At 70.4% G+C, this 26,241-nt stretch carries 29 protein-coding genes; 16 read left to right on the forward strand and 13 right to left on the reverse strand.

From position 1 onward, the window contains the following. Genes JNB61_RS03040 through pdhA form a run of 3 tightly spaced genes read right to left on the reverse strand, consistent with a single transcriptional unit; the run spans position 1 to position 3,544 of the window. Positions 1-1,401 carry a dihydrolipoamide acetyltransferase family protein gene (locus JNB61_RS03040; RefSeq protein ID WP_220338701.1) on the reverse strand — a complete coding sequence of 467 codons (1,401 nt, stop codon included), beginning with the start codon at positions 1,399-1,401 and terminating at the stop codon, positions 1-3. Then, on the reverse strand, positions 1,401-2,411 hold the full coding sequence (locus tag JNB61_RS03045) for an alpha-ketoacid dehydrogenase subunit beta (protein WP_220289401.1): 1,011 nt from the start codon (positions 2,409-2,411) through the stop codon (positions 1,401-1,403). Before JNB61_RS03045 ends, JNB61_RS03040 begins: the two co-directional genes overlap by 1 nt. Positions 2,412-2,413: 2 nt before the next feature. Then, a complete protein-coding gene (pdhA, locus tag JNB61_RS03050) occupies positions 2,414-3,544 on the reverse strand; it encodes a pyruvate dehydrogenase (acetyl-transferring) E1 component subunit alpha (protein WP_220338702.1) in 1,131 nt (376 codons plus the stop codon). 164 nt (positions 3,545-3,708) lie between these two features. On the opposite strand from pdhA, the gene JNB61_RS03055 reads away from it, so the two are divergent. Then, positions 3,709-4,182, forward strand: a complete 474-nt coding sequence (locus JNB61_RS03055; RefSeq protein WP_045302332.1) for an Lrp/AsnC family transcriptional regulator — start codon at positions 3,709-3,711, stop codon at positions 4,180-4,182. Here the strand turns inward: JNB61_RS03055 and JNB61_RS03060 are convergent. Continuing rightward, the gene (locus JNB61_RS03060) at positions 4,154-5,164 is read right to left on the reverse strand and encodes an EamA family transporter (RefSeq protein WP_159844407.1); all 1,011 of its coding nucleotides are present in this window, start codon (positions 5,162-5,164) and stop codon (positions 4,154-4,156) included. The genes JNB61_RS03055 and JNB61_RS03060 overlap by 29 nt on opposite strands. A 75-nt stretch (positions 5,165-5,239) precedes the next feature. Between JNB61_RS03060 and JNB61_RS03065 the strand changes: the two genes are divergently transcribed. Beyond that, positions 5,240-5,794, forward strand: coding sequence for a CGNR zinc finger domain-containing protein (locus JNB61_RS03065; protein ID WP_159844409.1), 555 nt, complete (start codon positions 5,240-5,242; stop codon positions 5,792-5,794). Here the strand turns inward: JNB61_RS03065 and JNB61_RS03070 are convergent. Continuing rightward, entirely contained in the window at positions 5,754-6,653 is a 900-nt protein-coding gene (locus tag JNB61_RS03070) for an alpha/beta fold hydrolase (protein WP_220338703.1), read from the reverse strand. The two genes, JNB61_RS03065 and JNB61_RS03070, sit on opposite strands and share 41 nt — an antisense overlap. An 88-nt stretch (positions 6,654-6,741) precedes the next feature. Here JNB61_RS03070 and JNB61_RS03075 point away from each other — a divergent pair, with 88 nt between their 5' ends. Then, a complete protein-coding gene (locus JNB61_RS03075) occupies positions 6,742-7,473 on the forward strand; it encodes an exonuclease domain-containing protein (protein WP_223214564.1) in 732 nt (243 codons plus the stop codon). Positions 7,474-7,533: 60 nt separating this feature from the next. Here JNB61_RS03075 and JNB61_RS03080 read toward each other — a convergent pair whose 3' ends face one another. The 3 genes from JNB61_RS03080 to glgA all read right to left on the reverse strand — a co-directional run bounded on the left by JNB61_RS03080 (position 7,534) and on the right by glgA (position 9,898). After that, the gene (locus JNB61_RS03080; RefSeq protein ID WP_045302322.1) at positions 7,534-7,788 is read right to left on the reverse strand and encodes a type B 50S ribosomal protein L31; all 255 of its coding nucleotides are present in this window, start codon (positions 7,786-7,788) and stop codon (positions 7,534-7,536) included. A gap of 121 nt (positions 7,789-7,909) precedes the next feature. Further along, positions 7,910-8,695: an ABC transporter ATP-binding protein gene (locus JNB61_RS03085; RefSeq protein WP_220289397.1), complete on the reverse strand. Its 786-nt coding sequence runs from the start codon at positions 8,693-8,695 to the stop codon at positions 7,910-7,912. A gap of 9 nt (positions 8,696-8,704) precedes the next feature. Then, positions 8,705-9,898, reverse strand: coding sequence for a glycogen synthase (gene glgA, locus JNB61_RS03090; protein WP_220289396.1), 1,194 nt, complete (start codon positions 9,896-9,898; stop codon positions 8,705-8,707). 77 nt (positions 9,899-9,975) lie between these two features. On the opposite strand from glgA, the gene JNB61_RS03095 reads away from it, so the two are divergent. The 3 genes from JNB61_RS03095 (at position 9,976) to JNB61_RS03105 (ending at position 12,677) form a co-directional block, all read left to right on the forward strand. Beyond that, a complete protein-coding gene (locus JNB61_RS03095) occupies positions 9,976-11,220 on the forward strand; it encodes a glucose-1-phosphate adenylyltransferase (RefSeq protein WP_220289395.1) in 1,245 nt (414 codons plus the stop codon). 42 nt (positions 11,221-11,262) lie between these two features. Continuing rightward, positions 11,263-11,904, forward strand: a complete 642-nt coding sequence (gene serB / locus JNB61_RS03100) for a phosphoserine phosphatase SerB (protein ID WP_159844421.1) — start codon at positions 11,263-11,265, stop codon at positions 11,902-11,904. Positions 11,905-11,969: 65 nt separating this feature from the next. Further along, positions 11,970-12,677, forward strand: a complete 708-nt coding sequence (locus JNB61_RS03105) for an alpha/beta fold hydrolase (RefSeq protein ID WP_220338704.1) — start codon at positions 11,970-11,972, stop codon at positions 12,675-12,677. A 66-nt stretch (positions 12,678-12,743) separates the two neighbouring features. Here the strand turns inward: JNB61_RS03105 and fabG are convergent, their stop codons facing one another. Then, positions 12,744-13,454 carry a 3-oxoacyl-ACP reductase FabG gene (gene fabG / locus JNB61_RS03110; RefSeq protein ID WP_220289393.1) on the reverse strand — a complete coding sequence of 237 codons (711 nt, stop codon included), beginning with the start codon at positions 13,452-13,454 and terminating at the stop codon, positions 12,744-12,746. 127 nt (positions 13,455-13,581) lie between these two features. Between fabG and JNB61_RS03115 the strand changes: the two genes are divergently transcribed. The 4 genes from JNB61_RS03115 (at position 13,582) to JNB61_RS03130 (ending at position 15,662) form a co-directional block, all read left to right on the forward strand. Next, positions 13,582-14,091 carry a DUF4190 domain-containing protein gene (locus JNB61_RS03115; RefSeq protein WP_159844427.1) on the forward strand — a complete coding sequence of 170 codons (510 nt, stop codon included), beginning with the start codon at positions 13,582-13,584 and terminating at the stop codon, positions 14,089-14,091. A gap of 67 nt (positions 14,092-14,158) precedes the next feature. Continuing rightward, on the forward strand, positions 14,159-14,545 hold the full coding sequence (locus tag JNB61_RS03120; protein WP_220289392.1) for a DUF3099 domain-containing protein: 387 nt from the start codon (positions 14,159-14,161) through the stop codon (positions 14,543-14,545). After that, on the forward strand, positions 14,542-14,772 hold the full coding sequence (locus JNB61_RS03125) for a hypothetical protein (RefSeq protein WP_220289391.1): 231 nt from the start codon (positions 14,542-14,544) through the stop codon (positions 14,770-14,772). The genes JNB61_RS03120 and JNB61_RS03125 overlap by 4 nt, the downstream gene beginning before the upstream one ends. Next, positions 14,769-15,662, forward strand: coding sequence for an SURF1 family cytochrome oxidase biogenesis protein (locus JNB61_RS03130; protein ID WP_223214565.1), 894 nt, complete (start codon positions 14,769-14,771; stop codon positions 15,660-15,662). Before JNB61_RS03125 ends, JNB61_RS03130 begins: the two co-directional genes overlap by 4 nt. 19 nt (positions 15,663-15,681) lie before the next feature. Here the strand turns inward: JNB61_RS03130 and JNB61_RS03135 are convergent, their stop codons facing one another. Next, positions 15,682-17,280 (reverse strand): ABC-F family ATP-binding cassette domain-containing protein, encoded by a 1,599-nt coding sequence (locus JNB61_RS03135; RefSeq protein WP_220289390.1) that lies wholly within the window; start codon positions 17,278-17,280, stop codon positions 15,682-15,684. A 211-nt stretch (positions 17,281-17,491) separates the two neighbouring features. Here JNB61_RS03135 and JNB61_RS03140 point away from each other — a divergent pair, with 211 nt between their 5' ends. The 6 genes from JNB61_RS03140 (at position 17,492) to JNB61_RS03165 (ending at position 23,231) form a co-directional block, all read left to right on the forward strand. Continuing rightward, complete coding sequence (locus tag JNB61_RS03140) at positions 17,492-18,139, forward strand: biotin transporter BioY (protein ID WP_159844435.1); 648 nt, start codon at positions 17,492-17,494, stop codon at positions 18,137-18,139. 175 nt (positions 18,140-18,314) lie between these two features. Beyond that, a complete protein-coding gene (locus tag JNB61_RS03145) occupies positions 18,315-19,346 on the forward strand; it encodes an iron-siderophore ABC transporter substrate-binding protein (protein WP_220289389.1) in 1,032 nt (343 codons plus the stop codon). A gap of 22 nt (positions 19,347-19,368) precedes the next feature. After that, entirely contained in the window at positions 19,369-20,415 is a 1,047-nt protein-coding gene (locus JNB61_RS03150) for a FecCD family ABC transporter permease (protein ID WP_220338705.1), read from the forward strand. After that, positions 20,412-21,461 (forward strand): FecCD family ABC transporter permease, encoded by a 1,050-nt coding sequence (locus JNB61_RS03155; protein ID WP_308291190.1) that lies wholly within the window; start codon positions 20,412-20,414, stop codon positions 21,459-21,461. The genes JNB61_RS03150 and JNB61_RS03155 overlap by 4 nt, the downstream gene beginning before the upstream one ends. Beyond that, positions 21,458-22,330, forward strand: coding sequence for an ABC transporter ATP-binding protein (locus JNB61_RS03160; protein WP_220338706.1), 873 nt, complete (start codon positions 21,458-21,460; stop codon positions 22,328-22,330). Before JNB61_RS03155 ends, JNB61_RS03160 begins: the two co-directional genes overlap by 4 nt. Then, the gene (locus tag JNB61_RS03165; RefSeq protein WP_220289386.1) at positions 22,323-23,231 is read left to right on the forward strand and encodes a siderophore-interacting protein; all 909 of its coding nucleotides are present in this window, start codon (positions 22,323-22,325) and stop codon (positions 23,229-23,231) included. The genes JNB61_RS03160 and JNB61_RS03165 overlap by 8 nt, the downstream gene beginning before the upstream one ends. 9 nt (positions 23,232-23,240) lie before the next feature. Here the strand turns inward: JNB61_RS03165 and JNB61_RS03170 are convergent, their stop codons facing one another. From JNB61_RS03170 to JNB61_RS03180, 3 genes are read right to left on the reverse strand one after another with little or no spacing between them, the layout of a single operon-like run. Continuing rightward, positions 23,241-24,620 carry an MFS transporter gene (locus tag JNB61_RS03170; protein WP_220338707.1) on the reverse strand — a complete coding sequence of 460 codons (1,380 nt, stop codon included), beginning with the start codon at positions 24,618-24,620 and terminating at the stop codon, positions 23,241-23,243. A 57-nt stretch (positions 24,621-24,677) separates the two neighbouring features. Further along, entirely contained in the window at positions 24,678-25,844 is a 1,167-nt protein-coding gene (locus JNB61_RS03175) for a MalY/PatB family protein (protein ID WP_308291191.1), read from the reverse strand. Positions 25,845-25,902: 58 nt separating this feature from the next. Then, positions 25,903-26,232: a metal-sulfur cluster assembly factor gene (locus JNB61_RS03180; protein WP_045298811.1), complete on the reverse strand. Its 330-nt coding sequence runs from the start codon at positions 26,230-26,232 to the stop codon at positions 25,903-25,905. Positions 26,233-26,241: the final 9 nt, after the last annotated feature.

Genomic DNA, 26,241 nt, shown 5'->3' on the forward strand with positions numbered 1-26,241 from the left:
TCAGCGCAGCAGCATCGCCCGCCCGGGCTCGCGGAGGACGTCCGCGACGTCGACGAGGAACCGCGACCCCTGCTCGCCGTCGACCAGCCGGTGGTCGAACGACAGCGCGAGCGTCATCACGTCACGCAGCGCGATCTCGCCGCGGTGCTCCCACGGCTGGCGCCGCACCGCGCCGAGGGCGAGGATGCCCGCCTCTCCGGGGTTGATGATCGGCGTTCCCGCGTCGACGCCGAACACGCCGACGTTGGTGATCGAGAACGTGCCGCCCATCATGTCGGCCGGGGCCGTCTTGCCCGCGCGCGCGGTCTCCGCGAGCGCGCGGATGGCGTCGGCCAGTTCGACCAGGGTGAGCTCCTGGGCGTCCCGGATGTTGGGCACGATCAGACCGCGGCCGGTCGCCGCGGCGATGCCGAGGTTCACGTAGTGGTGCTCGACGATCTCGCCCGCCGCGTCGTCCCATCTCGAGTTGAGACCCGGGTGGCGACTCAGCGCGAGGCACACCGCCTTCGCGGCGACGGCCATGATCCCGATCCGGTGCTCCTGCAGGTCACGGTCGCCCTTCAGCGATGCGATGAGCTCGCTGGTGGCGGTCACGTCGACGGTCAGGAACGTGGTGACGTGCGGCGCGCTGAAGGCGCTGCGCACCATGGCGTCGGCCGTCATGCGCCGCACCCCTCGGATGGGAGTGCGCGTCGTGCGATCGCCCGCGACGGCCGGCACCGGCATCTCGAACGCCTCGACGGGCTCGGGCGAGGCGGCTGCGGTCGTCGCGGCACCCACCCGCGTCGCGTACGCCTCGACGTCGGCCCGGGTGATCACGCCGGACGCCCCGCTCGCCTCGACGAGCGCGAGGTCGATGCCCAGCTGCTTCGCGAACCGCCGCACCGGCGGCGTCGAACGCGGGCGCTCGACCGGACGCTCGACGACGTCCGCGAACTGGATCGCGTCGTGCGGTGCCGCCTCGAGGACGGCGGTGTCGGATGCTGCGGCCACCGCGCCCGCGACACGGGCGCGGCGCTGCGGGCGCCCGGCCCCCGTCGGTGCGGCGCCGTAGCCCACGAGGTTGGGCTCGGACCTCGCCGGTCCAGCCGGCGCGCTCGTGGCGACCTCGGGGGCGGAGGCCTGCGACTCGGCGGCGGGCGCCGGGGGCGCAGCATCCGTTCCGCCGATGTCGAAGGAGATCAGCACCGAACCGACCGCGACGATGTCGCCCGCCTCGGCGTGCAGCGCCGTGACGGTGCCGGCATAGGGCGACGGCAGCTCGACGACGGCCTTCGCGGTCTCGACCTCGGCGATCGTCTGGTTGAGTGCGACGGTGTCGCCCACGGCGACGAGCCACTGCACGAGCTCGGCTTCGGGAAGGCCCTCGCCGAGGTCGGGGAGACGGAAGTCCTGCGCCATCAGTCCAGCACCCCGCTCAGGCTGTTCGGCCGGTCCATCACGCGGTCGACGGCGTCTAGGATGCGGTCGAGGTCGGGCAGATGGTGCTTCTCGAGCTTCGCCGGCGGGTATGGGATGTCATGCCCGGTGACGCGCTGAGGCGCCGCCTCGAGGTAGTTGAAGCAGCGCTCGGTGACGCTCGCGACGAGCTCGGCCCCGACGCCCGCCTCGCGCGCGGCCTCATGGGTGACCACGACCCGCCCCGTCTTGCGCACCGACGCCGTCACCGTGCGGTAGTCCACCGGCGAGATCGAGCGCAGGTCGATGACCTCGATCGAGACGCCGTCGTCCTCGGCGGCGGTCGCGGCGTCCAGCGCCGTCAGCACCTGCGAGCCGTAGGTCAGGAGCGTGACGTCGCTGCCCTCCCGAGCCACGCGGGCGAGCCCCATCGGCGGGGCGTCCGCGAGCTGGACGTCGAGGTCGACTTCGCCCTTGGTGTGGTAGAGCCGCTTCGGCTCGAAGTAGACCACGGGGTCGTCGGACGCGATCGCCTGCCGCAGCATGACGTAGGCGTCCTGCGGGTTCGACACCGCGATAACGCGCAGGCCGGACGTGTGCACGAAGTACGCCTCGGGTGACTCCGAGTGATGCTCGGCGGCGCCGACCCCGCCGGCCCACGGGATGCGGATCGTGATCGGCATCTTCACGTTGCCGCGCGTGCGGTAGTGCAGTTTCGCCACCTGGCACACGATCTGGTCGAAGGCGGGGTACACGAAGCCGTCGAACTGGATCTCGACGACGGGCCGATAGCCGCGGAACGCGAGGCCCACGGCGGTGCCCATGATGCCGGCCTCGGCGAGCGGAGTGTCGATGACGCGCTGCGCGCCGAACTGGTCGAGCAGGCCGTCGGTGATGCGGAACACCCCGCCGAGCTTGCCGATGTCCTCCCCCATGACGAGGACCTTGTCGTCGTCCGCCATCGCGCGGCGGATTCCCTCGTTGATGGCCTTGGCCATCGTCAACTGCGTCATCGTCACGCCCCCTCGGCCACCGGTGCGAACCCGTCGAGGTACGCGCCGAACCACTCGCGCTGCTCGGCGAGGCCCGAGTGGGGCTCCGCGTAGACGTTGTCGAGCACCGTGAGCGGGTCGCGGGTCTTCGCCGTCATCGCCGCCTCGCGCACGGCGGCCGCCAGCGCGTCGGCGTCCGCCTCGACGCTCGCGACGAACGCCTCGTCGAACTCGCCGCGGGACCGCAGCAGGGCCTCGACACGCGCGATGGGGTCGCGGCGCCGCCACGCCTCGACCTCGTCCTTGTCGCGGTATCGGGTCGGGTCGTCGGACGTCGTGTGCGGACCCATGCGGTACGTGACCGCCTCGATGAACGCGGGCCCGTTGCCGCGGCGAGCGTTGTCGAGCGCCCAGCGCATCGCGGCGAAGCAGGCGAGCACGTCGTTGCCGTCGACGCGCATGCTCGGGATGCCGAAGCCCGGCGCCCGCCCGGCGATCGGGAACTTCGCCTGCACCGTGACGGGCTCCGAGATCGCCCACTGGTTGTTGGTGCACACGAACACGACGGGTGCGCGGAAGGACGAGGCGAAGACCATCGCCTCGTTGACGTCGCCCTGGCTGGAGGCGCCGTCGCCGAAGTACGCCACCGAGACCTGGTCGGTGCCGTCACGCTGCACGCCCATCGCGTAGCCGACCGCGTGCAGCGCCTGCGCGCCGATGATGATCTGCTGCGTCGCCGTGTTGATGTCGTAGGGGTTGTAGGTCGAGTGCTCCTCGCCGCGCCAGGCGAGCACGAAGTCCGCGGGCTTGCCCCCGCGGGCGTAGACCACGCCGGTCTCGCGGTAGCTCGGGAAGGCGAAGTCGTCGGCGCGGAGGGCGCGGGCGGTGCCGATCTGGGTCGCCTCCTGCCCCTGGCACGGCGGCCACAGGCCCAGCTGGCCCTGCCGCTGCAGGGCGACGCCCTCGGTGTCGACACGCCGCAGGAGCACCATGTCGCGGTACAGACCGCGCAGTGTCGCGGCGTCGACGTCGATCACCCAGCGATCGAGCTCGGAGTCGGCGATGCGCTCGCCGTCGGGGGTCAGCAGCCGTGCGACATCATCGATGTCGGTGGCGAGATCCGCTGTGGGTGTCAGGGTGTGCGTCATCGTCATCACTCCTCTTGCCGGCCCCCTCGTGAGGGGCCGCTTGGCGTGTGCCGGCCTCGTCGCCGACTGCTTCAACGGTACGTCCGCATCGCACCTCGCTCAAGCATTCGAAGACTTCTTGAGCATGTTGACAACTCGTGGCTACCAAATGCGTGCTAACGTTTCGCACTATGAGTGCCCTGGATCACGTCGACCTCGAGCTGCTCGCAGCGCTCTCCGCCGACCCCCGCGCGACCGTCGTCGCACTCGCCGAACGGCTCGGCCTCTCGCGCAACACCGTCCAGGCGCGCATGTCGCGACTGGAGAAGGCGGGGGTCTTCCTGTCGTACGAGCGAGCCATCTCGTCTGCCTCACTCGGGTTCCCGATCGAGGCCTTCATCAGCGTCATCGTGCGGCAGGCCGACCTGCCCCGCATCGCCGTCGAACTCGCCCGCGTCCCCGAGGTCGTCCAGGCTCACGGCCTGTCCGGTCAGGTGGATCTGCTGGTTCGGGTCGCGTGCCGCGACACCCAGCACCTCTTCGACACCGACGCCCGCATCCTCGCGATCGAGGGCGTCGAGCGCACGGAGACCTCTCTGGTCATGGGCGAGGTCATCGCCCACCGCGTGACTCCGCTCATGGAGCTGGCACGACGGGAGTCGTAGCCGCCGGCCCCTTGGGGTTGCCCGTCGATGCGGCGTCGGCGCGCACCAGCACCACGCCCACGAGGATCAGTGCGCCGCCGGCGAACTGAACGGGTGCGGGCACCTCGGCGAGGAAGATCCACGCGAACATCAGGGCGAACAGCACTTCCGACAGCCCGACGAACGAGGCCACGCGCGAGCCGATGCGCGGGACCGCCATCACTCCCAGCGCGTAGCCGAGCGTCGTCGCGATCGCGGCGACCCAGCCGAGCGGCATCCACCACGGAACCTCCACGCCGGCGAGCACCACGTCGACGGCAGGAGCGTCGAACGGCATGATCCCGGTGAGGCACAGCACGCCCATGACGATCGCACCGGTGATGAGACCACTCGCGGCCAGTGCGAGCGGGGGCAGGTCGTCGCCGGCTCGCTCCGAGATCACGAAATAGGCGCACACGCACACGGCTGCGGCGAGGGCGAGCAGGGTTCCGATCAGGTCGAACGAAGCGCCCGAGATGTCGACGACGAGCACCAGCCCGACCATCGCCACCGCGGACCCCCACAGCACGAGCGCCGACGGCGCCTTGCGCGTGCGCACCCACACGGCCGCGACGAGCATCACCGGGGCGAGGTACTGGATCAGCAGGGCCACGGCCACGGGCATCCGCTGCATCGCCGAGAAGAAGAAGAGCTGGCAGCCGAGGACCGGCATCAGCCCGAACCCGACGATGAGTCGCCAGTGGCGCTTCAGGAAGCCGCGCTGCCGCTTCATCGCCAGCAACAGCGCCGGGGAGAGCACCAGACCTGCGACTCCCATGCGCACGAGCAGCGCCGCCCCCAGCGACCAGCCGGCCTCGAGGAGCGGCTTCACGAAGGGTCCGCTCGACGAGAACGCCAAGGCCGAGGCGACACCCATCAGCAGTCCGGTGGTGCGCATGCGCGCACTCGTGGCGAACGCCGCGCTCGGGGCGATGACGGGAAGTGACGCGGTCGAGGCGGTCATGGGCGGCATCCGGCTGTCAGGGGTGAAGACTGCTTACACTGGTGACAGTAGCCGAACGGCATGTCAGGAGTCAACGTGGTTTTCATTCATGACACGCAGCAGAATCTGCGCGCCGCGTCGTACCTCGTCAACACGATGCCCGGCTTCGACGGCGAGGACACCCTGGCGACCCTCGAGGACTTCGACGACTACCTCCGGGTCAATCCCTACACCGGCACGATCCGTCGCGACGAGGAGGAGCTGGCGGCCGTCCGCGCGGTGCGTCCGCGCCTGCGCCAGCTGTGGGAGGTCGACCGCGAGGGAGCGGTCCCGTTGGTCAACGAGATGCTCCGCGACGGTCGGGCGCTCCCCCGGCTCGTGATCCATGACGACTTCGACTGGCACATCCACGCCACGAGCGACGACGCGCCCCTCGCGACCCGCATCCTCGTGGAGGCGGCGCTGGCGTTCGTGGACGTCATCCGCGCCGACGAGTACGGCCGCGTGCGCGTCTGCGCGGCCGACGACTGCGACGGCGTGTACGTCGACTTCTCGAAGAACGGCTCGAAGCGCTACTGCGACACCGGCAACTGCGGCAACCGCATGAACGTCAACGCGTACCGGCGTCGGAAGGCGCGAGAAACCGCGTGATGGCGTCGGCCGCGGCTGCCGGCGTCTCGTAGTGGATGAGGTGGCCGACGTCGGGGATCTCCACGAGATCCGCGTGCGGGAACATCGTCGCGAGTTCCCGCTCGGCCTCGATGGGCGTGATGTCGTCCTTGACGGCGGCGACCAGCAGCGTCGGCTGCGCGATGCGCGGGGCGAACGCGCGCACGTCGTTCGAAACCGACGCGATGAACGCGTCGTGCAGCACGTCACGGTCCGCGAAGCGCGAGAAGTACGTGTCGTGCTGATCATGCACGAATCGGCGGATGCCGGAATCCTTGGTCTTCGCCATCGAGACGCTCATCACCCGCACGATGAGTCCGTTGCGCAGCAGCGCCTCGCCCAGGCTCTTCGGCAGCTTCGCGCCGGCCCAGTAGTAGAAGACCGCGAGCCTTGTGAGGATGCCGCGCGGACCTTCGAGCGCCGGAGCGCCGATCGGGTTCACGAGGATCACGCGCGGTGTCTCGAGGCCGTCGGCGACGGCCGCCGACACGACGATCGAGCCGAACGAGTGGCCGAGGATCACAGGGGCGGGAGCCACCGCCGCGGCGAACGCGCGCAGCCAGTCGGCGTACAGCTCGAGGTCGTGGGTGCGTCCGGGAACGGGCGGCGTCTCGCCGAAGCCGGGAAGGTCGGGCGAGATCACCCGCACGCCAGGCAGATGCGCGACCACGGGCTCGAGCCCGTGGTGCTCGCCACGGAAGCCGTGCACCGCGACGATGGTCGTCTCGGCGTCCGAGGGTCCGTATACCCAGTACGCCGTCGTGCCGCCGAGCACACGGACCTCGCGCCGCTCGACGCGGATCTCGTCGAGGAGGGGGGCGTACGGGTTCGGTGCGGTCACCCGTCGAGTCTACGAGGACTCCCCCGGGCTCGGCTGTGCGCGGAGCGCCTCCGGCCGGATGTCGGAGGCGGCACATACCGTGAACGGCATGAATCGCCCGCATTCCGAACAGCTGCCGCTGTGGGATGTGCCGGACTGGGTGCGCATGGTCGGCGTCTTCGACCTCGAGACCACGGGCATCGACGTCACCGCCGACCGCATCGTGACGGCGCATGTGGGTCTGCTCGACGCCTCGGGCGGCGTCATCCGTGCGCGCGACTGGCTCGCCGATCCGGGCGTCGAGATCCCCCAGGGCGCGAGTGCGATCCACGGCATCTCCACCGAGCACGCGCGTACGAACGGCCGGCCCGCCGCCGCCGTCGTGGCTGAAGTGGTCACGGCTGTGAGCGCACTGCTCGACGCGGGCATCCCGGTCGTCGCGTACAACGCACCGTTCGACTTCTCGCTGCTGAAGTACGAGTCGGTGCGGTACGGCATCACGCCGATCGAGAACCCCTCGCCCGTCATCGACCCCCTCGTGGTCGACAAGGCGTACGACCGCTGGCGCAAGGGCAAGCGCACACTCGAGGTGGTCGCGGCCCACTACGCCGTGCGGCTGGAGTCCGCGCACGAGGCGTCGGCCGACGCCGTCGCGGCGGGCCGCGTCGCCCAGGCGCTCGCCGAGCGCTTCGCGCCGTGGCTGCCCGAGACCGTGCACGAACTCCACACCCGCCAGATCGGCTGGGCGAGGGCCCAGGCCGAGAGCCTGACCGAGTACTTCATCCGGATCGGCCGTATCGACCCCGACGAGAGGCTCGACGGGCGCTGGCCGATCCGCTGAGCTCGGCGCGGCGCGAAACGCAGAAGGCCCCGCCGAAGCGGGGCCTTCCGGGGTGGCTGCTTACTTGGAGCCGCCGAAGTTCTTGAAGCGCTGGTTGAACTTCTCGACACGACCGGCCGAGTCCATGATGCGCTGCTTGCCCGTGTAGAACGGGTGCGAGGCGGACGAGATCTCGACGTCGATGACGGGGTACTCGACGCCGTCGAGCTCGATCGTCTTGTCGCTGGTCACCGTCGAGCGGGTGAGGAAGGTCTCGCCCGAGCCGAGGTCACGGAACACGACGGCCTGGTAGTCCGGGTGGAGGTCAGTCTTCATGATGGTCCTTTGAGGATGGTGCCCTGGATTTTGCCAGGGCGGTCAAAGTCTGGGGTGCGAATGCACCAAAGAGAGATTCTACCAGTCTCCGGCACAGACGCCGAACCGGCCGCTTCGGGACTCAGTGCGTGGCGCGCGCGGCGTAGCGGCCGCCCTCTTCGCTGAGGCGGATGGGGACGCCGAACGTCTCGGTCAGGGCCTCGGCGGTGAGGGTCTCCCGGATGGGACCGGATGCCACCGCCCGGCCATCGCGCAGGAGGAGCACGTGCGTGAACCCGAGCGGGATCTCTTCGACGTGGTGGGTGACCATGATCATGGCCGGCGTCGTGGGCGCCTGGGCATAGCCGCCCAGCAGGATGAGGAGCTCCTCTCGCGCGCCGAGGTCGAGGCTCGCGGTCGGCTCGTCGAGGAGCAGCAGCTCGGGGTCGGTCATCACGGCACGGGCGATCTGGACCCGTTTCTGCTCGCCGTCGCTCAGGGTGCCGAACGTGCGATCGGCGAGGTGGTCGAGCTTCCACTCCGCCAGCACGCGAAGAGCGCGACGCTCGTCGATGTCTTCGTAGTCCTCGCGCCAGCGGCCGAGCACCGAGTACGCGGCCGTCAGGACGACGTTCAGCACGGTCTCCTCCGGCGGCACGCGACGAGCCATCGCCGAGGAGGCGAACCCGATCCGCGGTCGCAGGTCGAAGACGTCGGTGCGGCCGAGGCGCTCGCCCAGGATGGTCACGACTCCCGAGGTGGGGTGCAGCAGCGTGTCGGCCATCTGGAGCACGGTGGTCTTGCCGGCACCGTTGGGCCCGAGGACCACCCAGCGCTCGTCGTCGTTGATCGTCCAGTTCAGGTGATCGACGATGTTCCGGGCGTTTCGGCGGACGACGACGTCGGAGAACTCGAGCACCTGGGGCATGCTGACAGCCTATCGGCCGCCGGCGATCACCTCCGCGTACAGGGCGGCCGTCTGATCGGCGATGCGCTGCCAGCTGAAGTCCTCGGTCGCGCGCTTGCGGCCGGCCGCGCCGTACTCCCGCGCGCGTTGCGGATCGTTCACCACCTCGGTGAGCACGCGGGCGAGGTCCGCGACGTACTGCTCGGGGTCGGTCGGCGTGCCGGTGCCGTCCTGCACCTGCTCGATCGGCACCAGGCGGCCGGTGACGCCGTCCACGACGACCTCCGGGATGCCGCCGGTCGCCGTGCCGACGACGGCGGCGCCGCATGCCATGGCCTCGAGGTTCACGATGCCGAGCGGCTCATAGACCGACGGGCAGACGAAGGTCGTCGCCGCACTCAAGATGGTGCACAGCTCGTGGCGTGACAGCATCCGATCCAGCCACACCACGCCCTCGCGGGTCTCCTGCAGGCCGCGGACGAGCTCTTCGACCTCCGCCATGATCTGCGGCGTGTCGGGCGCGCCGGCGGCGAGGACCACCTGCACGCCGGCGGGGAGGCGTTCGGCAGCGCGCAGGAAGTAGGGCAGGCCCTTCTGCCGCGTGATGCGGCCGACGAACACCACCGACGGCTTCGCCGGGTCGATCCCGAGCTCCGCCAGCAGTGCGGGATCCTCGACGGGATGCCACGCCTCGACGTCGATGCCGTTGTAGATCACGCGCACGCGCTCCGGGTCCAGCGCCGGGTAGCTGCGCAGGATGTCCTCGCGCATGCCGTTGCTCACCGCGACGATGGCCGCCGCGCTCTCGTACGCGGACTTCTCGATCCAGCTCGAGACGGCGTACCCGCCGCCCAGCTGCTCGGCCTTCCACGGGCGCAGCGGCTCCAGACTGTGCGCCGTCACGATGTGCGGGATCCCGTGCAGCAGCGACGCGAGGTGTCCCGCGAAGTTCGCGTACCAGGTGTGGCTGTGCACGACGTCGGCGCCGGCGACATCCGTGACGATCTCGAGATCCGTGCCGAGCGTCTGCACGGCGGCGTTCGCGGCGGACAGCTCCGCCGGCACGCCGTACGACGCGGTGCCGTCCTCGTCGCGAGCCGCCCCGAATGCGCGCACCCGGACGTCGATGCTCGCGCGGAGCGCCTTCACGAGCTCCGTCACATGGACGCCGGCGCCACCATAGATCTCCGGCGGGTACTCCTTGGTCACGATGTCGACGCGCATGGCACGAAACCTAATACACGCCGGCGCCCGCGTGTAACGGGTACCCGTAATCTCCCGCCGGCCCTAGGGTGGGTCGCATGCCAGCTGCACCCAAGGTCTTCGGAATCATCCTCGCCGGCGGCGAAGGGAAGCGGCTGATGCCGTTGACCGCGGATCGCGCCAAGCCCGCAGTCCCTTTCGGCGGCCAGTACCGGCTCATCGACTTCGCCATCTCGAACCTGATCAACTCGGGCCTCAGGCAGATCGTGGTGCTCACGCAGTACAAGTCGCACAGTCTCGACCGCCACATCTCGCAGACCTGGCGGATGTCGGCGCTCCTGGATTCCTATGTCACCTCGGTTCCGGCGCAGCAGCGCCTCGGCAAGCGCTGGTTCTCCGGATCGGCCGACGCCATCCTGCAGAGCCTCAACCTGATCAACGACGAGCAGCCCGACATCGTCGTCGTGATCGGCGCCGACCACGTCTACCGCATGGATTTCCGCCAGATGCTCGCCGCCCACATCGAATCGGGCGCGCGAGCCACGGTAGCCGGCATCCGTCAGCCGATCTCGCTGGCGAACCAGTTCGGCGTCATCGACGTCGACCCCGAGGACCCGGTGCGCATCCGAGAGTTCCTCGAGAAGCCGCAGAACGCGGTGGGCCTCGCCGATGCGCCCGACCAGGTGCTCGCCTCGATGGGCAACTACATCTTCGACACCGACGCCCTCATCGAGGCCGTCGAGTCCGATGGCGAGCTGCCCACGTCGAACCATGACATGGGCGGCGACATCGTGCCCTACTTCGTGGACAGGGGCGAGGCGGGCGTCTATGACATGAACCGCAACGACGTGCCCGGTTCGACCGACCGCGACCGCTACTACTGGCGCGACGTGGGAACGATCGACTCCTTCTTCGACGCGCACCGCGACCTGATCTCGACGCTGCCTGTGTTCAACCTGTACAACATGGACTGGCCCATCCACTCGCAGGCGGTCAACTCCCCGCCCGCGAAGTTCGTTCGCGATTCGGTCGGCCGCATCGGCAACGCGATCGACTCGATCGTGTCGCTCGGCTCGGTGCTCTCCGGCACGCATCTCGAGCGCAGCGTGGTGGGCCCCTGGACGCTCGCGGGCGGCGGATCGACGATCACCGACTCGGTGCTGTTCGATCATGTTCAGGTCGGCGCAGGCGCGCGCGTGCACCGCGCGATCCTCGACAAGAACGTCGTCCTCGAGGACGGCGCGACGGTCGGCGTCGACCGGGACAAGGACCTGGCGCGAGGCTTCACGATCACCGACAGCGGGATCACCGTGGTCGGCAAGGGGTTCCGCGTGGAGCGCTGACACACGGCAGGAGCGGCATCCGTGGCCCGCTAGCGTGGGAGCATGCCTGTCGCCCCCGCCCGCTTCCTCGTCGTGCTCGACGCCGACTCCACGCTGATCCGCAACGAGGTCATCGAGCTGATCGCCGACGAAGCAGGACGGGGCCCGGAGGTCGCCGCGGCGACGGAGGCCGCGATGCGCGGCGAGGTCGACTTCGCGACGAGCCTGCGCTCACGTGTCGAAGCTCTCGAGGGCGTGCCGGTGACGGCGTTCGCGCGCGTGCTGGCACGCATCGAGCCGACGCCGGGCGTACGCGAACTCGTCACGGCGGTGCACGAGCGCGGCGGCGCCGTGGGCGTCGTGTCAGGCGGGTTCCACGAGATCCTCGACACCGTCGCCCCCGATCTCGATGTCGACGTCTGGCGCGCCAACCGTCTCGCGACGGACGACGGTGTCCTGAGCGGCACGGTCGACGGCGGGATCGTGGATGCTGCGGGCAAGGCCGCCGCCCTCCGGGAGTGGGCCGACGAGCGCGGCGTGCCCCTCAGCCGCACGCTCGCGATCGGCGACGGCGCCAATGATCTCGAGATGATGGCGGTCGCCGGGCTCGGCGTCGCGTTCAACGCGAAGCCCGCGGTGCGCCGGCGCGCCGACGTGGTCATCGGCCCTCTCGACCTCGCCGAGGTCATTCCGCTGCTGCCGTAGACCCCGGTCTCGGACCCGGGCCGCGGGCTGTTCCCGATGTCGGGCGCCGTCGGTAGCGTCGGAGCATGCACATCATCCTCGTCCCCGGGCTGTGGCTCGACGCGTCGTCGTGGGTCGACGTCGCACCCGCCCTCGAAGCGGCCGGACACCGCACGCACGCGCTCACCATGCCCGGCGTCGGCGCCTCCGGCACCCAGTCGGCCGGCATCGGCATCGCCGACTGGGTCGCCGCGACCGTCGCCCAGATCGACCGCCTCGACGGCCCGGTCGTCCTCGTCGGGCACTCCGGTGGCGGCAACGTCGTCTACGGTGCCGTCGACGCCCGGCCCGACCGGGTCGCGCACGTCGTGTTCCTCGACACGTTCCCGCCCGCAGACGGCGGCTCGATCTCCGAATTCCCCGTCGTCGACGGCGTGATCCCCTTCCCCGGCTGGGACTTCTTCGACGACTCCGAGATCGCCGACCTGGATCCGCAGACGCGGGCGGATGCCGCGACCCGGACGAAGTCGGTGCCCGAGAAAGTGCCGACCGATCCGATACGGCTGACGGACGAGCGGCGGCGCGCCGTGCCGGCGACCGTCGTCACCGCGACGGTGCCGGCAGCGCAGATGCGCGCGATCATCGCGGCGGCGCCCCCGTGGGCGGCCGAGCTCGCCGCGCTGGAGCACCTCGACATCATCGAGCTGGGCTCACCGGGAGACCCGACCGGCCACTGGCCGCAGTTCTCACGGCCGGGCGCGGTCGCCGAGGCGGTCCTCCAGGCGATCGGCTGAACGCTGACGAGCGCGGCGAGCGGAACTCCGTCGCCGAGCCGGCTGAAGCTCGATGAGCGCGGCGGGTCAGTGCCCCATGCCGAGGCCGCCGTCGACAGGGATCACGGCGCCGGAGATGTAGGCCGCGTCGTCCGACGCGATCCACGTCACGACGCCCGCCACCTCGTCCGGGGACGCGAAGCGCCCGGCGGGGATGTTCTTCTTGTACTCCGCCTGCGTCTCTTCCGGGAGTTCGGCCGTCATATCCGTCTCGATGAAGCCGGGAGCGACCACGTTCGCCGTGATGCCGCGAGCGCCCAGCTCGCGCGTGAGCGAGCGCGCGAAGCCGACGAGCGCGCTCTTGGAGGCGGCGTAGTTGATCTGGCCCGCTGAGCCATAGAGCCCGACCACGCTCGAGATCAGCACGACACGGCCCCACCGGGCGCGCAGCATGCCCTTGGAAGCGCGCTTGACCACGCGGAACGCGCCGCCGAGGTTGGTCGAGACCACACTGTCGAAGTCGTCCTCGGTCATGCGCAGCAGAAGGGTGTCCTTCGTGATGCCGGCGTTGGCCACCACGATCTCCACCGGACCGAGCGCGTTCTCCACCTCGGTGAACGCGGCGTCGACTGCTGCCGCATCCGTCACGTCCGCCCGCACGGTGAGTGTTCCCGCTGGGCCTTCGCCGGAGCGTGCGGTGACGGCGACCTTGTAACCCTCGGCGACGAAGCGCTCCGCGATGGCACGGCCGATGCCGCGGTTTCCGCCGGTGACGAGGACGACGCGATCGGTGGACATGGTGGCACTCCCGGGGTTGTGGCGGATCCGCACCAGCCTACCGGCGCGGCCTTGATCGACTCGCCTGTTTGACACCCCCGCCACGCCGCTGGGACTCTGGTCCCACACACCGAAGAAAGGCCTCGCCGTGAGCGACAACACCTCGCACAACCCCGCCCCGGAGCCCGGCGCGTACCCGCCGGTTCCGCCCGCTCCGGCTGCGGATCAGCCCGCACAGGCCGCCCCCGGCGCGTACCCGCCGCCCGCCCAGGGCGCCTATCCCCCGCCGGCCTACGGCTCGCCTGCCGCCCCCACGTACGGCGCGGCGCCCGGCTACGGCTCCGCCCCCTCGTACGGCGCTGCTCCGGGGTACGGCTACGGCGCACCGGCGAAGACCAACACGCTCGCGATCGTGTCGCTCATCGCGTCGATCTCGAGCTTCGTGATCCTTCCGTTCATCGGCTCGATCGTCGGCGTCATCACGGGCCACATGTCGCTCAATCAGCTCAAGACGAGCGGGGAGCAGGGGCGCGGCATGGCACTCGCCGGCACCATCGTCGGCTGGGTCGGCCTGGGGCTTTCGATCCTCGGCATCATCGCGGCCATCGCGTTCTTCGCGTTCTTCGCCTCGGTGTACCAGTACGGCACGTATTCCTGACCCGTATCGCCCCGGGACCCGTTCCCGGGGCGATGCCTCGGTGCAACCGGCGTACCCTGGAAGTACCGTGAAGAGTTCCAGCCACGCCCCGTCGGCGACCTCCCTGCCGCGTTCCCCGCGCGACGATGTCGACGCGCGCTCGACGAGGTACCTCGTCACGATGGGCATCCGCGTGGTGTGCTTCATCCTCATGGTGGTCATCACGCCGTACGGCTGGTACACCTGGCTCTTCGGCGCGGCGGCGATCTTCCTGCCCTACATCGCGGTCGTCTCCGCGAACGTCGGCCAGGAGGCACGCCGAAACCGTCGCGAGGACCCGGAACCGGCGCTTCCCGCCGCCCCGTCCACCCCACGCCCGAACGACACGCAGGTGATCCGCATCCAGGAGACCCGGTCGCTCACCGGCGACGAGAAGCCGCGGCGCGTCGATGACGACGCGGATCCCACCGCATGAGCGACGCCGGGCCCGACCAGGTCGCCGACGCGACCTGCTCCCGCGCAGGATGCCGCGCGACGGCGCGCTGGCGCATCGATTGGCGCAATCCCCGCATCCACTCGGAGGATCGCCGCAAGACGTGGGTCGCGTGCGACGAGCATGTGGGCTATCTCCGCGAGTTCTTGGCGGCGCGCGACTTCCCGGTGGCGGTCGCCCCGCTCGCCCCGACGGAGGCCGCGCGATGAGCTCCCGCGCCGTGAGCATGCAGAATCTCCCCCGCGCCGGCCGCTGGGCGATCTACATCGCGCTCGCCGTCGTGTTCGCGATCGCGTGCGCCTTCCTGTCGAACTGGCAGTTCACGCGCAATCAGGAGCGCTCGGCGCAGCTCGCGCTCGTCGCCGAGAACTACGACGCCACGCCGGTCCCGCTGGCCGACCTCATCCCCGCCGACGGCGACTTCTCGCCGTCGGACGAGTGGCACCCGGTGATCCTCACGGGGACGTACCTTGCGGACGAGCAGCTCCTGGTGCGCAACCGCCCGCACGGTGGCACCTCCGCCTTCGAGGTGCTGGTCCCCTTCCGCCTCGACGACGGCCGCGTGGTGCTCGTCGACCGCGGGTGGGTGCCTCCGGGCCAGGACCAGCCCCTCCCCGACGCGATCCCCGCGCCCCCTTCGGGCGAGACGACCGTGATCGTTCGACTGCGGCCGGGCGAGGCCCTGCCGTCCTCGGGCCGCTCGGCGCCCGAGGGACAGGTCCCGACGATCAACCTGAGGCTCGTCGCCGACACGCTCCCGCCCACCACCGGCGGGGCTCTCGAGCAGAGCGCCTACGGGGTCATGCTCGCGGAGGACCCGGCGCCGGCGACCGCGCCGACCGCCCTCGAGCCGCCGTCCGACGACCCCGGACCTCACCTCTCCTACGCCATCCAGTGGATCCTGTTCGCCGTGATGGGCTTCATCTTCATCGGGTACGTCATCCGCACCGAACGCCGTCATCGCCGCGAGGACGCGGACGACGTGGAGTCGGAGGACGCCGCCACGGATGCTGTCGCCCCCGCACCGCAGGCACCGCGCCGTCGCCGCGATCCCGATGCCGAGGACGAGGACGCGCTTCTCGACGCCGCCGGCCGCTGATGGGCCGTCGAATGCCCGGTTACGCGAGCGATACGAGGTCCGCGTAATCGCGGCCCCAGATGTCCTCGACGCCGTCGGGGAGGATCAGCACCCGCTCCGGGTTGAGCGCCTCGACGGCGCCCTCGTCGTGCGACACGAGCACGACCGCGCCCTCGTAATGCGCGAGCGCACCGAGGATCTCTTCGCGCGAGGCCGGGTCGAGGTTGTTCGTGGGCTCGTCGAGCAGCAGCATGTTCGCCGACGACACGACGAGCGTCGCGAGGGACAGTCGCGTCTTCTCGCCGCCGGAGAGCACCCCGGCCGGCTTGAGCACGTCGTCTCCGGTGAACAGGAACGACCCGAGCACCTTGCGCGCCTCGGTCGCGGTGATGTCGGGCGCGGCGGACATCATGTTGTCGAGCACGGAGCGCGAGACGTCGAGGTTCTCGTGCTCCTGCGCGTAGTAGCCGATCTTGAGACCGTGCCCGGGCTCGAGCTGCCCGGTGTCGGGCTGGTCGACGCCCGCGAGGATCCGCAGCAGAGTCGTCTTTCCGGCACCGTTCAGACCCAGGATCACGACCTTGGAGCCGCGGTCGATCGCGAGGTCCACGTCGGTGAAGATCTCGAGCGACCCATACGACTTGGACAGACCCGACGCCATGAGCGGCGTCTTGCCGCACGGTGCGGGCTTCGGGAAGCGGAGCTTGGCGACGCGCTCCTCCTGACGCACCTCGTCGAGGCCGGCCAGCATCTTCTCGGCGCGCGCCACCATCTGGTGCGCCGCGGCCGCCTTCGACGCCTTGGCACCGAACCGGGCGGCCTGCTGCTGGAGGACGGTCGCCTTCTTCTCGACGTTGGCGCGCTCCTTCTTGCGGCGCTCCTCGTCGGCGACCCTCTGGCGCAGGTAGTTCTTCCAGTTCATGTTGTAGACGTCGATGACCTGCCGGTTCGCGTCCAGGTAGAACACGCGGTTCACCGTCTCGCCGACGAGCTCCACATCGTGCGAGATGACGATGAGCCCGCCCTTGTAGCCCTTGAGGAACTCGCGCAGCCACACGACGCTGTCGGCGTCGAGGTGGTTGGTGGGCTCGTCGAGGATCATCGTCTGGGCGTCCGAGAAGAGGATGCGCGCGAGCTCGATCCGGCGGCGCTGACCGCCCGACAGCGTCTTGAGGGGCTGGTCGAGGATGCGATCCGGCAGCGAGAGGTTGTGGGCGATGGATGCCGCCTCGGCCTCGGCCGCGTAGCCGCCGAGCGCCTCGAAGCGCTCGGTGAGGTTCGCGTACTTGCGCATCGCCTTCGCGGCGACGGCCTCGTCGCCGTCACCCATCGCGAGAGATGCCTCGTGCATGCCGATCGCCAGAGTCCCGAGACCGCGTGCGTCGAGGATGCGCGTGCGCGCCAGCATCTCGGGGTCTCCCGAGCGCGGATCCTGCGGCAGGTAGCCCAGCTCGCCTGAGCGCTCGACCTTGCCGTCTGCCGGGATGAGGTCGCCCGCGAGCACCTTGGTCAGCGTCGTCTTGCCGGCGCCGTTGCGGCCGACCAGTCCGATCTTGTCGCCGTCGGAGACGCGGAAGGAGACATCCGACATGAGCACGCGGGCGCCCACGCGGATCTCGAGGTCGTGCACGGCGAGCACAGCGGAAGTCCGATCCGTCGATGGAGATGGGGAGGTGGCCGAACGGCCAGCCTCCCAGTATACGGGGCCTCCCTCCCCCGGGTTCGACGAACGCCTCCGTCGACGGGCCTGCACTGCGGGGGCGGGCTCGTAGGACCCGGACAGCGGATCCGTCGATCATTCGTGGATCCCGTCCAAGAACCCGTCCACGGCTCCCCCTAGGCTGAGTGCCATGTCATCCATCGCAGCCGCTCCCACCGCCTCTGCCGGCACACGTCGCGTGCTCGCCGACGTCATCGCCCGCCCATCCTCGCGCGCCCGCGCCTTCGCGCTCGATGCCGGTCTCGTCATCGCCGGAGCGACGATCGTCGCCCTTCTCGCACAGGTCGAGATCCCGCTGTGGCCCGTTCCGATCACGGGTCAGACGCTGGGGGTCATCGTCGTCGGCGCCGCGCTCGGCGCGTGGCGCGGCGCAGCCGCGCTCACCACCTACATGCTCGTCGGCCTCGCGGGACTGCCCGTCTTCGCCGGATTCACCGGCACCGTCGCCGCGATCGGAAAGCCCAGCTTCGGATTCGTGATCGGGTTCATCTTCTCGGCGTTCGTCGCCGGCTGGTTCGCGGAGCGTGCGTGGGACCGCCGTCCGGCGCTGGCCTTCCTCGGCTTCGCGGCCGCCAGTGTCGTGCCGTTCCTCTTCGGCATTCCGTATATGGCGTTCATCCTCAACGTGGTCATGGGCCTCGACTACTCGTTCGTCGCCCTCCTCGAGGTCGGCCTCCTCCCGTTCATCGTCGGCGGGCTCATCAAGGCGGCGCTGGCTGCCGCGATCATTCCGGGCGCGTGGGCACTCGTCCGCAAGGCTGACCAGACCAAGAACTGACGCGGGCGCCTCGACCCCGAGGCATCCATGTCTCGAAAGCCCCGGCTGCGCAGCCGGGGCTTTCGCGTTCGCGGACGGTGACGCGATGGATTCGCAATCTGGGAAACGGCTGGGTAAGGTTGGCCTTACCGCGCCCTCGCTAAGGGCATCCTTACCTAACTCCCCGGAGGATTCCGTGCGCCTCAATCGTCCCGCCGCCGCCACCGCGGTGCTCGCCGTCGCCGCGATCGCCCTCGCCGGCTGCGCGAGCGCTGCCGCCGACACCACTGCCGACACCGCCGACGATTCGTCGGGGGCCGGGTTCCCGGTCACGATCGAGCACGCGTACGGCGAGACCGTCATCGATTCGGCGCCCGAGCGGGTGGCGACGGTCGCCTGGTCCAACCAGGAGGTCCCGATCGCGCTCGGCGTCGTGCCGGTCGGCATGGCGAAGGTCACATGGGGCGACGACGATGGCGACGGCGTGCTGCCGTGGGTCGAGGACGAGCTCGAGGAGCTCGGAGCAGAGACGCCGGTGCTCTTCGACGAGACCGACGGCATCGACTTCGAGGCCGTCGCCGACACGCAGCCCGATGTCATCCTCGCTGCGTACTCCGGCCTCACGCAGGAGGAGTACGACACACTCTCGAAGATCGCCCCGGTCGTCGCCTACCCGGAGGTGGCGTGGGGCACGTCCTACGAGGATATGATCCGCCTCAACTCGCAGGCGCTCGGCCTCGCTGAGGAAGGCGACGCCCTTATCGAGGAGCTGCACGGCGAGGTCGACGCCGCCCTCGCGGACTATCCCGAGCTCGCCGGATCCAAGGTGCTGTTCTCCTACATCGACCCGTCGGACTTCAGCCAGGTCGGCTTCTACACGAGCCTCGACACCCGTCCGGGCTTCCTGGAGGGCCTCGGCTTCCCGGTGCCGGCGGTCGTCGAGGAGGAGTCGGACGGCGTCCAGTTCTACACCTCGGTGAGCGCGGAGGAAGCCGACCGCTTCGCCGACGTCGACGTGTTCGTCACCTACGGCGACGCGAGCGGATCCATCATCGCGCAGCTGCAGGCCGACCCGCTGCTGTCGCAGATCCCCGCGATCGCCGAGGGCCGCATCGCGATCCTCGAGGAGTCGACGCCGCTGGCGGCTTCCGCCAACCCGTCACCGCTGTCGATCGGCTGGGGCGTCGAGCAGTACTTCGCGCTGCTGAACGACGCCCTCGCCGACTGACGCTGACAAGGAGCACGATCGGGTGACTGTCACCGAGACGCCTACACCATTGCCGGATGCCGCGGTCCTGCGGCGTCCGGCAGCGGTGCGACTGGCGTGGCTCGCGGCGTCCTTGGCCGTGCTCGCCGCACTGTGCGTCGCAAGCGTCGCCTTCGGCGTCCGCGACGTGGCGCTGAGCGACATCCTCGCGGGCCTCGGCGGCGACACCACCGGAGTCGCGCAAGCGGCCGTGGTGGCGCGGGTGCCGCGCACCGTGGTCGCGATCCTCGTCGGGGCAGCGCTGGCGATGTCGGGCGCGGCCATGCAGGCGGTCACCCGCAACCCGCTCGCGGATCCCGGCATCCTGGGGATCTCGGGCGGCGCCGCGCTCGCGGTGGTCATCGGGATCGCATTCTTCGGCATGTCGGATCCGTACTCCTTCATCACGGCGTCGATCATCGGCGCCGGCGGTGCGGCGGTGTTCGTCTACACGGTCGGCTCGCTCGGCCGGGGCGGTGCGACCCCGTTGAAGCTCGCGCTCGCCGGCGCGGCGACATCGGCAGCCTTCATGTCGCTCGTGAGCGCCGTGCTCCTGCCCCGCGCCGACCTGCTGGAGACCTTCCGCTTCTGGCAGATCGGCGGGGTAGGCGGGGCCACGTGGGATCGAATCGCCACGATCCTGCCGATCCTGGCGATCGGTGCGGTGATCACCCTGCTGTGCGCGCGTGGCATGAACTTGCTCGCGCTCGGCGACGATGTCGCCGCGGGCCTGGGCGAACACGTGCTGCGCACCCGGCTCATCGCATCGGCGGGCGCCGTGGTCCTGTGCGGGGCCGCGGTGGCGATCGCCGGCCCCATCGCCTTCGTGGGTCTGATCATCCCCCACCTCTGCCGCCTGCTGGTCGGCACGGATCACCGCTGGCTGCTGCCGTTCTCGGCGGTCGCGGGAGCGGTGCTGCTCGTCGCGGCGGACATCGTCGGGCGCCTCATCGCGCGCCCGGACGAGATCGAGGTCGGCATCCTCACCGCGCTCATCGGGGCCCCGTTCTTCATCTGGATCGTTCGCAGGCAGAAGGTGCGTGAACTGTGAGCGCCGACACCCTCCTCCGTCCCGCCGCGGCGTCCGTCGTCGCCGGCCGCCGCCGCCGCAGTCGCAGACGCACCATCATGACGGTCGCCCTCGCCGTCGCCGTGGTGCTGGTCTTCGTCGCGTCGCTCATGATCGGGCAGACGTTCTACAGCCTCGAGGAGGTCGTCCGCGTCATCCTCGGCGAGACGGTGCCCGGTGCGTCGTTCACCGTCGGCGAGCTGCGCCTTCCGCGTGCCGTGCTCGCCATCCTGGCCGGGTTCGCGTTCGGCATCGCCGGCGTGACCTTCCAGACGATGCTGCGCAACCCGCTCGCGTCTCCCGACATCATCGGCATCACGGCCGGTGCCAGCGCCGCGGCGGTGTTCGGCATCGTCATCCTGTCGCTCAGCGAGGCCGCCGTATCGGTGCTCGCCGTCGTGGGCGGCCTCGCGACCGCCCTCGCCATCTACCTGCTGTCCAACAAGGGCGGCTTCGCCGGCACACGACTCATCCTCATCGGCATCGGCGTCGCCGCCATGCTCGACGCCGCGGTCACCTACGTGCTGTCGAAGGCCCCTGCTTACGATCTGCAGGCGGCGATGCGCTGGCTCACCGGCAGCCTCAACGGCGCGACGTGGTCCTCCGTGCTCCCGCTGGCGATCGCAAGCGTCGTGCTCGTGCCGACCCTGCTGGCGAAAGGGCGAGACCTGAATGTCATGCGCCTCGGCGACGACGCGGCCGCGAGTCTCGGCATCCGTCTTCAGGGCACCCGCGTGATCGTCATCGTCGCCGCCGTCGTCCTGCTGGCCTTCGCGACCGCCGCCACCGGGCCCATCGCGTTCGTCGCGTTCATGGCCGGTCCGATCGCCATGCGCATCGTCGGGCCCGGCGGCTCGCTGCTGCTGCCGTCGGCATTGGCCGGCGCGCTCCTGGTGCAGCTGTCCGACCTCCTGGGACAGTTCGCCTTCGACAGCCGCTACCCGGTCGGGGTGGTCACCGGCGTTCTCGGCGCCCCTTTCCTCCTCTACCTCCTCATCAGGACGAACCGCTCCGGAGGCTCGCTATGACCGAATCCCACAGTCTGTCCGCGGAGCGTCTGACGCTTTCGTACGGCGACCGCACGATCGTCGACGGCCTGGACCTCGTGATACCGCCCGGCCGCATCACCGCGATCGTGGGAGCGAACGGATGCGGCAAGTCGACGCTCCTGCGCGCGCTCGCGCGTCTCATCTCGCCGCGTGAGGGCCAGGTGGTCCTAGACGGAAAGGCCCTCCACGGGAGGCCGACGAAAGAGATCGCGCGCACTCTGGGTCTCCTCCCGCAGAGCCCGATCGCGCCCGAGGGCATAGCGGTCGCCGACCTGGTGGGCCGCGGGCGGCATCCGCACCAGAAGCTGCTGGCGCGCTGGAGTGCGCAGGACTACGAGGTCGTCGCGCAGGCGCTCGCCTCGACCGGTATCGAGGAGCTGGCCGACCGGTCCGTCGACGAGCTGTCGGGCGGACAGCGCCAGCGGGCGTGGATCGCGATGGCACTGGCGCAACAGACCGACATCCTGCTCCTCGACGAGCCCACGACGTTCCTCGATGTCGCCCACCAGGTCGAGGTGCTCGATCTGCTCACCGACCTCAACCACGACCGCGGCACCACGATCGTGATGGTGCTGCACGACATGAACCTCGCCGCGCGCTACGCCGACCACCTGTTCGCTCTGCGCAGCGGCCGCGTCGTGGCGAGCGGAGCGCCCCGCGACGTCATGACCAGCGACCTCATCCGCGACGTCTTCGACCTGGACGCGCTGGTCGTCGCCGACCCCGTGTCGGGCTCGCCCATCGTCCTCCCCCGCGGTCGGCACCATGTGTCGCCGCGGGTGCCCGTGGCAGCGGCCCCGCTCGCCGCAGCCGCCTCTTCCCCGCCGACAGGAGCCTCCCATGTCTGATGCCGACGTGCCCTACCGTTTCTTCCGTGCCCGCGTGACGAGGATCGCCGACGTGACGCCGAGCTTCCGCCGCTTCACCTTCGGCGGCGACGATCTCGGCGACTACGGCGACCCGGGGCTCGACCAGCGCATCAAGATCGTCTTCCCCACCCGCACACTGGGTCTCGAAGCGATGCCGCTCGGCGACGACTGGTACACCCAGTGGCGCGAACTGCCCGAGGAGCGGCGCCTCCCCTTCCGCACGTACACCACGCGCTACGTGCGCAACCACCTCAGCGAGGTCGACGTCGACATGGTCTCGCACGACGTGATCGGCCCCGCCTCCGACTGGATCGATCGCGCCCGGATCGGCGACGAGGTGCTGATCTACGCGCCCACCGCGGCGCACAGCGGCGTGAGCTTCGGCATCGACTTCGTACCGCCGGCACGCGTCGACTCGATCCTGCTGGCGGGGGACGAGACGGCCGCGCCTGCGATCGCCGCGATCCTCGAGCAGCTCCCGCCGGACGCCGGCGGAGTGGTCGCGGTCGAGCTGCCGCATCCGGACGACGCCGCCTATTTCCCCCGGCATCCCGGCTTCGAGTACCGCATCGGGGCGCGCGCCGACGGCGAACGTCACGCGCACCTCGTGAACTCGGTGACAGAGGCAGCGGCTCGCCTCGCGCCGGCAGGCGCCGGCGCGGACGTAGAGGAGGTCGACATCGACACCGACATCCTGTGGGAGGTGCCGCGCACGGCCAAGGGCGGGGCGGCCCTGAAGAGCGCGCGCCTGTACGCCTGGCTGGCCGGCGAGGCCGGAGCGATCAAGGCCCTGCGCCGCCACCTCGTGGCCGAACGCGGCGTCGATCGCCGCGCGGTCGCGTTCATGGGCTACTGGCGCCTCGGTCGCGCGGAGAATTGACGGCTGCGGTCACCCCCGACGCGGCGCCTCGTGCGCGTGTCCGAGCCTGAGGCCCGGCACCAGCGCGCCGAGCGCGAGCGCCACGGCGATCGCGAAGACGGCGGGGAAGCCCGCATCCGTCCCCGCCAGCGCGGTGAAGACCAGACCCATCACCGCGATCGACGACGCAGAGCCGACGGCGTCGGAGATCGACAGCGCCGACGAGTTGAACCCCTGGTTCTGCGGCGTGGAGTACGCCAGTGTCAGCACGGTCAGCCGCGGGTACATCAGACCCATGCCGCCTCCGGCGAGCCCCCACCCCACGATGAGGACCGCGGCGGGCAGCGCGAGCAGCGCCGTCGCGGCGCCGGTCAGCAGCGCGGTGACCAGCAGAGCGGTGCCGACGAGCGTGATGCGGGTGTTCCCCATGCGATCGCCGAAGCGGCCTTGCAGGTCGGCGGCGACCGCCCACGCCAGCGCGGCGGCGGTCAGCCCGAGCCCTGCCCACGTCGGCGAGAAGCGGTAGCCGTCGATCAGCAGGTACGGCACGTAGATCTCCGCGCCGAAGAGCGCTCCGGCGATGAGCCCGCGCATCAGCACGACGCTCGGCAGCCCTCTCGCGGCCACCAGGGTGCCGCGGGGCAGCAGCGGCCGTGACGCCAGTGCGATGACGACGACGGATGCTGCCACCGCCGCCCACGCCCACGCTCCCAGCTCCCCCGCCAGGCTGAGCCCGAGGGCGCCCACGGCCACTGCGACCGCGCACGCGAGGCGGGGCGCGACGCGTGCCGTCGAGGGTTGGTCGGTGTGCAGCGCGAGCCCGTGCAGCCGGGCCACCACGAGGGCGAAGGCGACGACGGTGAGTGCCGCGACGCCGAGGAACACCCAGCGCCAGTGCAGGAACTCCGTCACAGCCCCCGCGAGAAAGGGCCCGATGAGCGAGGGCACGACCCACGCGGCCGAGAACGCGGCGAAGACGCGGCCGTGCATCGTGCCGGGGTACACCCTGGCGACGACGACGTACAGCGCCACGGTCTGTCCACCGGTGCCGAGCCCCTGCACGAGGCGGCCGGCGACGAGCGCCGGCATCGTGGGGGCGAGCCCGGCGATGAGAAGGCCGACGACGAAGAGCGCGACCGCGGTGGTGAGCGGGGCGAGCACGCCTCCACGGTCGCACCAGGCGCCCACTGCCACCATGCCGATCACGCTCGTCGCGAGAGTGCCCGCGAACGCCACGGCGTAGAGGCGTTCGCCGTCGAGGTCGGCGCTCACTACCGGCATCACCGTCGTCACGGCGAGCGACTGGATCGCCGCAAGGAAGATGAGCGCCACGGCGCCGACGGTCACCCACAGGAACCGCGCTCGCCAGATGCCCGTGCCTTCTGCGTCGACGGCGGCCGGGGAGGTCATCCGGCCAGGCTAACCCCTCCGGCGGACCGCCCGGGGCGAACGCACAGCTGCCATGGGTCAGCCGCGGGCGAGGAAGCCGATGCGATGCACAGCTTCGCGGAGCAGCTCGGGATCGCAGCCGAAGTTGATCCGCACGTGACCCTTGCCCTCGGTGCCGAAGAGCGGCCCATGGTGCAAAGCGACCTTGGCCTCACGGAGCACCTTCACGGCGGGATTGTCACCCCAGCCGTATGCCGCGAGGTCGACCCATGCGAGGAAGCCGGCGTCGGGTGGCAGGTACCGCGCCTGCGGCAGATGTTCCGCGATCAGGTCGGCCAGGAGGAGGCGGTTGGCGTCGAGGGCGGCCAGCAGGCTCTGAAGCCACTCGTCGCTCTCCGGGGAGTAGGCGGCGACGTTCGAGAGAGCGCCGAACAGACCAGTCCGCCACTCGACCTCCCACGGCAACGCGCGGAGTTCCTTGGCCTGCGCGTCGCCACCACCCACCATGACGGCGCACTTGAGACCCGCGAGGTTGAAGGTCTTGCTCGCGCTCGTCACGGCGTAGCCGACGCGGCGCGCGGACTCGGAAGCCGCCAGGAACGGAGTGAAGGGCTTCTGCGCGTAGGTGAGCGGCCCGTGGATCTCATCGCTGATCACGGTTGCGCCGAGTCCCTCCGCGATGTCGGCCAGTGCCGCCAGCGCCTCGGGCGCGTGCACCGTGCCGGTGGGGTTGTGCGGGTTGCACAGCAGCACGGCCCGCGCGCCGCCGGCCAGGGCGGCCTCGACGCCGAGCAGGTCGATCTCCCAGCCGGCGTCGTGCGCGAGGAGGGGCACCCGCTCGACCACGCCGCCGGCCTCCTCGACCGTGTCGTAGAACGGCGGATACACCGGCGGCATCACGACGACGCGCTCACCGGGCTCGATGACGCGGCGCAGGATCTCGACGACGCCCATCATCACGTCGCCGGTCCAGAAGACGTGGGACGGGTCGACCCGCCAGCCCCAGCGACGCTCGGCGAAGCCTACGAAGGCCTCGCGCACGCCGGGCTCCGGCGGAGTGTAGCCGGTGTCGCCGAGCTGCACGGCACGCGTCAGCACCTCGGTGATCGCCGGGGCGAGGGCGTAGTCCGTCTCGGCGACGAAGAACGGCAGTACGTCCTCCCCGTACTTGCGCCACTTCGTGCTGGTCCGCTGGCGCAGCTCGGCGATGGGCAGTGCCTGAAGGGGGGTGACGGTGACGCTCACCCGAGAAGCCTAACGAGCGCGGCCGGACCGCCGCCTTTGTGCGTCCTCGTATGAAGCGTCAGATCGCGAAGCCGAGCGCGCGCATCATGTCGCGCCCGTCGTCGGTGATGCGCTCAGGGCCCCACGGCGGCATCCACACCCAGTTGATGCGGAACCGCTCGACGATGTCGTCGAGCGCCTGGGCCGTCTGCTCCTCGAGCACGTCGGTGAGCGGGCACCCGGCGGACGTGAGGGTCATGTGGATGACCAGCGCGTCGTTCTCGTCGTCCCACGCGAGATCGTAGATCAGACCGAGGTCGACGACATTGATCCCCAGTTCGGGGTCCATGACGTCCTTGAGAGCCTCGGTCACCTCGTCGTACTTCTCGGGGGTGAGGGTCGCCGTCATAAGGTCGAT

The organism is Microbacterium ureisolvens, assembly GCF_019511645.1.
Classification (GTDB): Bacteria; Actinomycetota; Actinomycetes; order Actinomycetales; family Microbacteriaceae; genus Microbacterium; species Microbacterium ureisolvens_A.

Coding starts and splice junctions, on each gene's coding strand:
- JNB61_RS03105 (WP_220338704.1), top strand. CDS start 11,970: ATGCACATCATCCTCGTCCCCGGGCTGTGGCTCGACGCGTCGTCGTGG.
- JNB61_RS03180 (WP_045298811.1), bottom strand. CDS start 26,232: ATGACGGCGACCCTCACCCCCGAGAAGTACGACGAGGTGACCGAGGCT.
- JNB61_RS03075 (WP_223214564.1), top strand. CDS start 6,742: ATGAATCGCCCGCATTCCGAACAGCTGCCGCTGTGGGATGTGCCGGAC.
- JNB61_RS03040 (WP_220338701.1), bottom strand. CDS start 1,401: ATGGCGCAGGACTTCCGTCTCCCCGACCTCGGCGAGGGCCTTCCCGAA.
- JNB61_RS03165 (WP_220289386.1), top strand. CDS start 22,323: ATGTCTGATGCCGACGTGCCCTACCGTTTCTTCCGTGCCCGCGTGACG.
- JNB61_RS03170 (WP_220338707.1), bottom strand. CDS start 24,620: ATGACCTCCCCGGCCGCCGTCGACGCAGAAGGCACGGGCATCTGGCGA.
- glgA (WP_220289396.1), bottom strand. CDS start 9,898: ATGCGCGTCGACATCGTGACCAAGGAGTACCCGCCGGAGATCTATGGT.
- JNB61_RS03060 (WP_159844407.1), bottom strand. CDS start 5,164: ATGACCGCCTCGACCGCGTCACTTCCCGTCATCGCCCCGAGCGCGGCG.
- JNB61_RS03045 (WP_220289401.1), bottom strand. CDS start 2,411: ATGACGCAGTTGACGATGGCCAAGGCCATCAACGAGGGAATCCGCCGC.
- JNB61_RS03130 (WP_223214565.1), top strand. CDS start 14,769: ATGAGCTCCCGCGCCGTGAGCATGCAGAATCTCCCCCGCGCCGGCCGC.
- fabG (WP_220289393.1), bottom strand. CDS start 13,454: ATGTCCACCGATCGCGTCGTCCTCGTCACCGGCGGAAACCGCGGCATC.
- JNB61_RS03160 (WP_220338706.1), top strand. CDS start 21,458: ATGACCGAATCCCACAGTCTGTCCGCGGAGCGTCTGACGCTTTCGTAC.
- JNB61_RS03080 (WP_045302322.1), bottom strand. CDS start 7,788: ATGAAGACTGACCTCCACCCGGACTACCAGGCCGTCGTGTTCCGTGAC.
- JNB61_RS03125 (WP_220289391.1), top strand. CDS start 14,542: ATGAGCGACGCCGGGCCCGACCAGGTCGCCGACGCGACCTGCTCCCGC.
- JNB61_RS03085 (WP_220289397.1), bottom strand. CDS start 8,695: ATGCCCCAGGTGCTCGAGTTCTCCGACGTCGTCGTCCGCCGAAACGCC.
- JNB61_RS03140 (WP_159844435.1), top strand. CDS start 17,492: ATGTCATCCATCGCAGCCGCTCCCACCGCCTCTGCCGGCACACGTCGC.
- JNB61_RS03055 (WP_045302332.1), top strand. CDS start 3,709: ATGAGTGCCCTGGATCACGTCGACCTCGAGCTGCTCGCAGCGCTCTCC.
- pdhA (WP_220338702.1), bottom strand. CDS start 3,544: ATGACGATGACGCACACCCTGACACCCACAGCGGATCTCGCCACCGAC.
- serB (WP_159844421.1), top strand. CDS start 11,263: ATGCCTGTCGCCCCCGCCCGCTTCCTCGTCGTGCTCGACGCCGACTCC.
- JNB61_RS03095 (WP_220289395.1), top strand. CDS start 9,976: ATGCCAGCTGCACCCAAGGTCTTCGGAATCATCCTCGCCGGCGGCGAA.